This window comes from Dietzia sp. B19, assembly GCF_014145155.1.
Taxonomy (GTDB): Bacteria; Actinomycetota; Actinomycetes; order Mycobacteriales; family Mycobacteriaceae; genus Dietzia; species Dietzia natronolimnaea.
This window is the reverse complement of sequence record NZ_JAALED010000532.1, coordinates 1-6,245: the sequence shown is the minus strand read 5'-3', so window position 1 is coordinate 6,245 and position 6,245 is coordinate 1. Positions and strand designations below refer to the sequence as shown.

Genomic DNA, 6,245 nt, shown 5'->3' with positions numbered 1-6,245 from the left:
TCGGCGGCGTGGATGTGGAGGCGGTGGACCCGAGCGGGACCGAGGTGCCGGCCCGGGACCCCTCCGCGGGCCAGGGTCCTGAGCATCTCGACGAGGTGGGGTGGGAACGCGCCCCGGGTGTGGTGTGGGGCCCGCTTCCGGTCGACGACCTCGAGGGCCATGATCACCAGGGCGTGGGCCGCCCGCCTCGCCGGGACCGGTACCGCGTGCTCGGGGTCCGGCACGGGCACCGGGACCGCCACCGGATCCGCGACCGGTGGGCTCATCCGGTCGTGCCGTCGGGCAGCGGAGACGGGTTCCGTGGAGGGGAGTGGTCTGACCCTGCACTCGTCGAACGAGGCGTCCCGACAGGGCGTGGATCGTCCCGTCGACGGCGGTGACACGGGTGTCGGGGCCATGCGTTCTCCTGCTCCCTCCGGCGAGGACCGGGCCGGTCTCGCGTTCTTCTATGTCGTTTGACGCACGGGGACGGGCGGTCGGTTCCGGCTCCGCTCCTGCACCGTCGACGGGCGTTGCCTAGGCTGTCCCCATGCGAGGACTGATTGTCGACTACTTCGGGGTGCTGGACGGCACGGATGAGGACCGCGAGAGCTGGCGGGAGATCCTTCTCGGTGCGCGTGCCAACGACGTGCGCCTGGCGGTCCTCAGCAACGAGCCCGAGGGGCCGGGGGCCGATCGGGTGCGTGAGGACGCCCGCGCCTACGGCATCGATCACGTGGTGCTCAGCGGCCGGACCGGCGTCGAGAAGCCCGATCCCGAGGCGTTCCTCGAGGCGGCGCGACGGCTCGAGCTGGAGCCCCGGGAGTGCGTCATGGTCGACGACGCCATCGAGAACGTCCTGGGCGCCGTCCAGACCGGCATGATCGGCGTGTTCTACCAGGTGTTCGACCGTGCGGCCGTGGAGATCCGGGGACTGCTCGGGCTGGACGAGGCGGTCTGACCCGTGGCGACCAGGCTGGCGACGGCGGACGCGGATCTGCTCCTCGGGGACGCCACCCGATCGCGGAGTCGGCACTCGTGTTCCCTCGCGCTCGTCTCCCGGGACGATCCGTGGGACATCGACCGCGTCATGGAGTTCGTCGACGCCAGACTCGCCGACGCCCCCAGGTTCCGCCAGCGCATCCGGTACGTCCCGTTCGGGCTCGCGCGGGCGGTCTGGGTCGACGATCCGGACTTCGACCTGAGCTTCCACGTCCGCAGGTCCGCACTGCCGGCGCCCGGGGGCGTGCGCCAGCTCGCCGATCTGGTGGCCAGGCTGGTCGACCGCCCGCTCGAGCCCGGCCGACCGCTGTGGGAGCTCTACCTCATCGAGGGACTCGCCGACGGGCGTCTGGCTGTTCTCACCAAGACCCATCACGTCCTCCTGGGCGGCCCCAACGCCGTGGACCTCGCTCAGGTGCTCATGACCGACGAGAGGGCGTCCGCGGACGTGGACGAGGTGGCCACCTGGACCCCCGTGCCCTCGCCGGGCGACGGCGTGCTCGTCCTGGACGCGCTCATCACCATCGCCACGGACCCGTTGGAGTTGGTCCGGCGCTCGGCACGACTGGTCAACGCGGTGGAGAGGGCGAGCCGTGGTCTGGTCGGGGCCGCGAGTCTGACGGTCCTGCGACCGCCCGGGGGGCTGGCGGAGATGTTCCGGACCTCCCGCCCGCGCGGCAGCCGCGTGGGACTGGCCTCGTTCCCGCTGGACCAGGCGCGGACGATCGCCAGGGAGCACGGGTGCAAGGTCAACGACGTGGTCCTGGCCGTCCTGTGCGGGGCGCTGCGCTCGTGGATCCTGTCCTGCGGCCACCCGCTCTCGACGGCCGACACGCTCCGGGCGATCGTGCCGATGGCGGTCTCCTCGGAGACCGGACCGGTCGAGGGGTCGGAGGTCTCGGCCGAGGCGACCTCCGCCGAGATCGCCTCGGCCCTCATCGGCATGCCGGTGGGGGAGCCCAACCCCCGGATGCGGCTCGCGCAGATCTCGAGGGAGACGGCCACACAGCGCCACCCGAGGCAGGCCGTCGGCGCCAAGTCGCTGGCCCGCCTCTCCGGATTCGCCCCGCCCACCCTGCACGCGCTGGGCTCCCGGGCGGCGATCATGTTGCCGTCGGACAGTTACGACCTGGTCGTCACCAACGCACCGGGACCGCAGCACAAGATGTTCTGGGGCGACGGCGAGCTCGCCGAGGTCTACCCCGTCCCCGCGCTGCTCGACGGTCAGGCGTTGGCCGTGTCGATGAGCAGCTACTCGGGGATCGTCTACTGCGGATTCACGGCGGATCGCCAGGCGGTTCCGGACGTGGAGGAGATCGGTGAGCTCATCTCGTCGGCACTCGACGAGCTCACCGGGACCGCCCGCTGACCGGTACCCGCCGACCGGTACCGACCGCCGACCGGCCCCGCCCACCCGAGGAAGGCACCACCATGCGCCTGTTCATCCCTGCCACGCTCGCGATGCTGGAGACCCTGCTCGACGGCGGGGAGATGCCCGTACGCAGCGCGACCGCGTTCGCCGCGACCCCCGCGCTCGTCGAGTCGTATGCCCAGGGGGACACCGAGGAGATCGAGCACGTCGCGTTCCTCGAGGCCGCCCGCGCCTCGCTCCGGTTGCTCGGCGGTGAGATCGACTCCGGCGCGGTGCACGAGGCGCACCCGTACCGCCGCGTGGTGGTGAGTGTGGATGTCCCCGACGCCGACGCCCGGCCCCGGCCCGACCTGGACACCGCGGTCGTCCGCCTGACGAGGGGGACCGTGGCGATGGACGAGGTCGCGGCCGTCCACGTGGACCTCGCGGGCGCGGCCGGCCCCGTCGAGGCCGCGGTCGCGGCCGTGGATCGCGCCGACCTGGGGGACGAGGACGCCGAACTCACCGTGGGGGACGCTCTCGACCTCGATCTCGCCTGGTACGACGCGGCGGAGCTGCCGTTCCTGCTCAATCTGCTCTGAGAACCCCGGAGGGCCGTCCCGGTTACCGGGATCACGCCCGTGCGGTGTCCGCCAGGCGCTAACCTTCGCTACCGTAGGTTCTCATCTCCGGCACCGTCGGCCCGGTCCTCGGGTCGCGCGGTTCCCGGCCCCAAGGAGGCACCAGTGACCGAGTCGACCAGTGGACTCAACCGTGTACTGCGGGCAGCGGCCGCGAGGGTTCCCGAACCGCGGGCCGCGCATCGCTTCCTCAACCGCCTCACCCACCCGCTGCGGATGGACGACTACTCCTCGCTCATCTACCCGTTGTGGTCCTCCCGGGAGCTGCGTGGAGAGGTGGTCACGGTGCGCCGCGAGGCGGAGGACACCGTCACCCTCGTCATCAAGCCCGGGTGGGGCGCGACCCCGCACTACCAGCCGGGACAGTACCTGGGAATCGGCGTCCTCCTCGACGGCCGCTGGACCTGGCGCTCCTACTCCCTGACCTCGGCGCCCACCACGGGCCGTGGCGAGTACTCGGTCACCGTCAAGGCCCTGCCCGAGGGGCTGCTCAGCAACCACATCGTCGGCACCGTCGAGCCCGGCACCATCGTCCGCCTCGCCGCCCCGGCGGGGGACTTCCACCTGCCCACGCCGACGCCGCCCAAGCTGATGTTCGTCACGGCCGGATCCGGCATCACGCCGGTCATGGGCATGCTCCGCTCGTTGGACCGCCGCTCGGTCACCGAGCCGTTCCCCGACGTCGTCCACGTGCACTCGGTGCGCGAGAGGGAGGACGCACTCTTCCTGGAGGAGTTGCGCGCCCTCGAGAAGACCCAGCCCGGGTACGTCCTGCACCTGCGGGTCACCAGCGAGGAGGGCCGCATCGACTCCCGCCAGATGTCCGCCCTCGTCCCCGACTGGTCGGAGCGGCCGACCTGGGCGTGCGGCCCCAACGCGATGCTCGACGAGCTCGACGAGCACTTCGACGCCACCGGCCGCGACGATCTCCACGTGGAGCGCTTCACGGTCAACAGGGACGCCGGGGCCTCGGGCGGGACCGTCACGTTCGGTTCGACCGGCAAGACGGTGGAGCTCGACGGTGCCACCACCATCCTCGAGGGCGGCGAGCAGGTGGGCGTGCAGATGCCGTTCGGCTGCCGGATGGGCATCTGCCAGACCTGCGTCGTGGGACTCGACGAGGGGCATGTCCGCGACCTGCGCAACGGCACCGACCACGGCCCCGGCGAGCGGATCCAGACGTGCATCTCGGTGGCGTTGGGGGACGTCGAGCTCAAGCTCTGACCGCGGCGGGGCGTCAGTCCTGATCGGTCCCCAGCGCCCACGCGTCATTGGACTGCAGGACGCCGAGGAGCTCGCGGACGGCCAGGGCGCGCCGGTGCACGGCGGGGTCGGCTATGGCGTCGAACCTGCACTCCGGGTCCGCGGGCGGGCCCTGGTGGGTACAGCCCCGGGGGCAGTCCTGCACGATCGCGTCCAGGTCGGAGAACGACGCCACCACGTCGTCGGGCGAGACGTGCGCGAGGCCGAAACTGCGGATCCCCGGGGTGTCCACCACCCAGCCCCCGGTACCCAGTTCGAGGGCGACCGACTGGGTCGAGGTGTGTCGGCCCTTGCCGACTCCGGAGACCACGCCGGTCGCCCGGTGGGCGTCGGGGATCAAGCGGTTGACGAGCGTGGACTTGCCGACGCCCGAGTGGCCGATCATGGCGGAGATCCGACCGTCGATCCGTTCGTGCAGCGCGGTGAGGTCGTCGTCGATCCCCGTCCGGAGCACGGGGACGTCGAGCGCCTCGAACTCGGCGGCGAAGACCGACGGGTCGTCGAGATCCCCCTTGGTCAGGCAGAGGACCGGATCGAGACCGCCGGTATAGGCCGCCACGAGCGCGCGGGCGACGAAGCCGGCGCGCGGCGGGGGGTCCGCGACCGCGACCACGATCAGCAGCAGTTCGGCGTTCGCCACCACCACCCGCTCGTAGGGGTCGGAGTCGTCGGCGGTCCGGCGCAGGACCGTGCTCCGCTCCTCGACCCGGACGATCCTCGACAGGGTGTCCCGGGTGCCGGTGAGGTCTCCCACCACGCCGACGTGGTCGCCCACGACGATCGGCGTGCGGCCCAGCTCCCGGGCCCGCATGGTGACGATCCGGGTCCCGGCCACGTGGTCCGGGCCGTCGTCCAGCAGCACACATCCCCAGCGTCCGCGGTCGACGCTCACGACCATCGCGGACGCGGCGTCGGAGTGGCTGGGCCTGCGCTTGGTGCGGGGTCTGGACCCCTTGCCCGGCCGGATCCGGATGTCGGACTCGTCCCAGCCGCGCGCCCCGCTCCCGCCCCGCCTGGTGGCCATGGCCCTACATCGCCCGCCCGGCGAGCATGGCGGTCCACATCGAGGTGAAGCCCGGCATGGTCTTGGCGGTGGAGTCGATGTCGTCCACCTCGACCCCCGGCACCACGAGACCGATGATCGCGCCGGCGGTCGCCATGCGGTGATCGGCGTAGGCGCGCCACGGGGCACCGCGCAGGGGGCCCGGGACGATCTCGAGGCCGTCGTCGAGCTCCGTGACACCGCACCCCACCGCACCGAGTTCGGCGGCGAGGGCGGCGAGGCGATCGGTCTCGTGCCCGCGCAGGTGCGCGATCCCGGTCAACCGTGACGGGCCGTCGGCGAGCGCGCACAGCGCGGCGATCGTGGGGGTGAGTTCACCGATGGCGGACAGGTCCGCCTCGATGGGGGAGAGGCGGTCGGGCCCGACGACGACGAGGGTTCCGTGCTCGGCCCCGTCGGCGGTCTCCAGGGTGACGGACGCGCCCATGTCCCGGAGGATCCCGCGGATGGCGTCCCCGGGTTGCGTGGTGGAGACCGGCCAGCGGGGGACGCGGACGGACCCGCCGGTGACGGCGGCCGCGGCCAGGAACGGGGTCGCATTGGACAGATCGGGTTCCACCACGCGGTCGACGGCCGAGATCGGCCCCGGTGCCACGTGCCAGGACGACGCGGTGGGGTGCTCGACGGCCACCCCGGATTCCCGCAGCATCGCCAGTGTCATCTCGATGTGCGGGCCGGACGGGACGGCGGCACCGCCCACGTGGATCAGCTCCACCCCCTCGTCGAAGCGGGCGGCGGAGAGCAGGAGGCCGGAGACGAACTGCGACGAGGCGGAGGCGTCCATCTCGACCCGGCCACCCCGCAGGGAGCCCGCCCCGGCGACGGTGAACGGCAGGCTGTCCCCGGTGACGTCGGCGCCCAGGGCACGGAGCGCGTCCAGGACCGTGGCCTGGGGTCGTACCCGCGCGGCCGGGTCGCCGTCGAACGTCGAGGTGCCGGTGGCGAG

At 72.5% G+C, this 6,245-nt stretch carries 6 protein-coding genes and 1 pseudogene; 4 read left to right on the top strand and 3 right to left on the bottom strand.

From position 1 onward, the window contains the following. Window positions 1-266 (bottom strand): annotated as a pseudogene (locus G6020_RS14550) (hypothetical protein); the annotation flags it as partial. Between the two features lie 263 nt (window positions 267-529). Here G6020_RS14550 and G6020_RS14545 point away from each other — a divergent pair. The 4 genes from G6020_RS14545 to G6020_RS14530 all read left to right on the top strand — a co-directional run bounded on the left by G6020_RS14545 (window position 530) and on the right by G6020_RS14530 (window position 4,197). Further along, a complete protein-coding gene (locus tag G6020_RS14545) occupies window positions 530-940 on the top strand; it encodes an HAD-IA family hydrolase (RefSeq protein ID WP_179524785.1) in 411 nt (136 codons plus the stop codon). A 3-nt stretch (window positions 941-943) separates the two neighbouring features. Beyond that, a complete protein-coding gene (locus G6020_RS14540) occupies window positions 944-2,350 on the top strand; it encodes a wax ester/triacylglycerol synthase family O-acyltransferase (protein WP_179524786.1) in 1,407 nt (468 codons plus the stop codon). Window positions 2,351-2,412: 62 nt separating this feature from the next. Further along, window positions 2,413-2,934 carry a hypothetical protein gene (locus G6020_RS14535; protein ID WP_179524787.1) on the top strand — a complete coding sequence of 174 codons (522 nt, stop codon included), beginning with the start codon at window positions 2,413-2,415 and terminating at the stop codon, window positions 2,932-2,934. A 144-nt stretch (window positions 2,935-3,078) separates the two neighbouring features. Beyond that, window positions 3,079-4,197 (top strand): ferredoxin reductase, encoded by a 1,119-nt coding sequence (locus G6020_RS14530; protein WP_179524788.1) that lies wholly within the window; start codon window positions 3,079-3,081, stop codon window positions 4,195-4,197. 13 nt (window positions 4,198-4,210) lie between these two features. Here G6020_RS14530 and rsgA read toward each other — a convergent pair whose 3' ends face one another. Both rsgA and G6020_RS14520 read right to left on the bottom strand, forming a co-directional pair. Further along, a complete protein-coding gene (rsgA, locus tag G6020_RS14525; RefSeq protein ID WP_179524789.1) occupies window positions 4,211-5,260 on the bottom strand; it encodes a ribosome small subunit-dependent GTPase A in 1,050 nt (349 codons plus the stop codon). Window positions 5,261-5,264: 4 nt separating this feature from the next. Further along, window positions 5,265-6,245: 3-phosphoshikimate 1-carboxyvinyltransferase (locus G6020_RS14520; RefSeq protein WP_182611097.1), on the bottom strand; the 981-nt coding region annotated here is incomplete at its 5' end.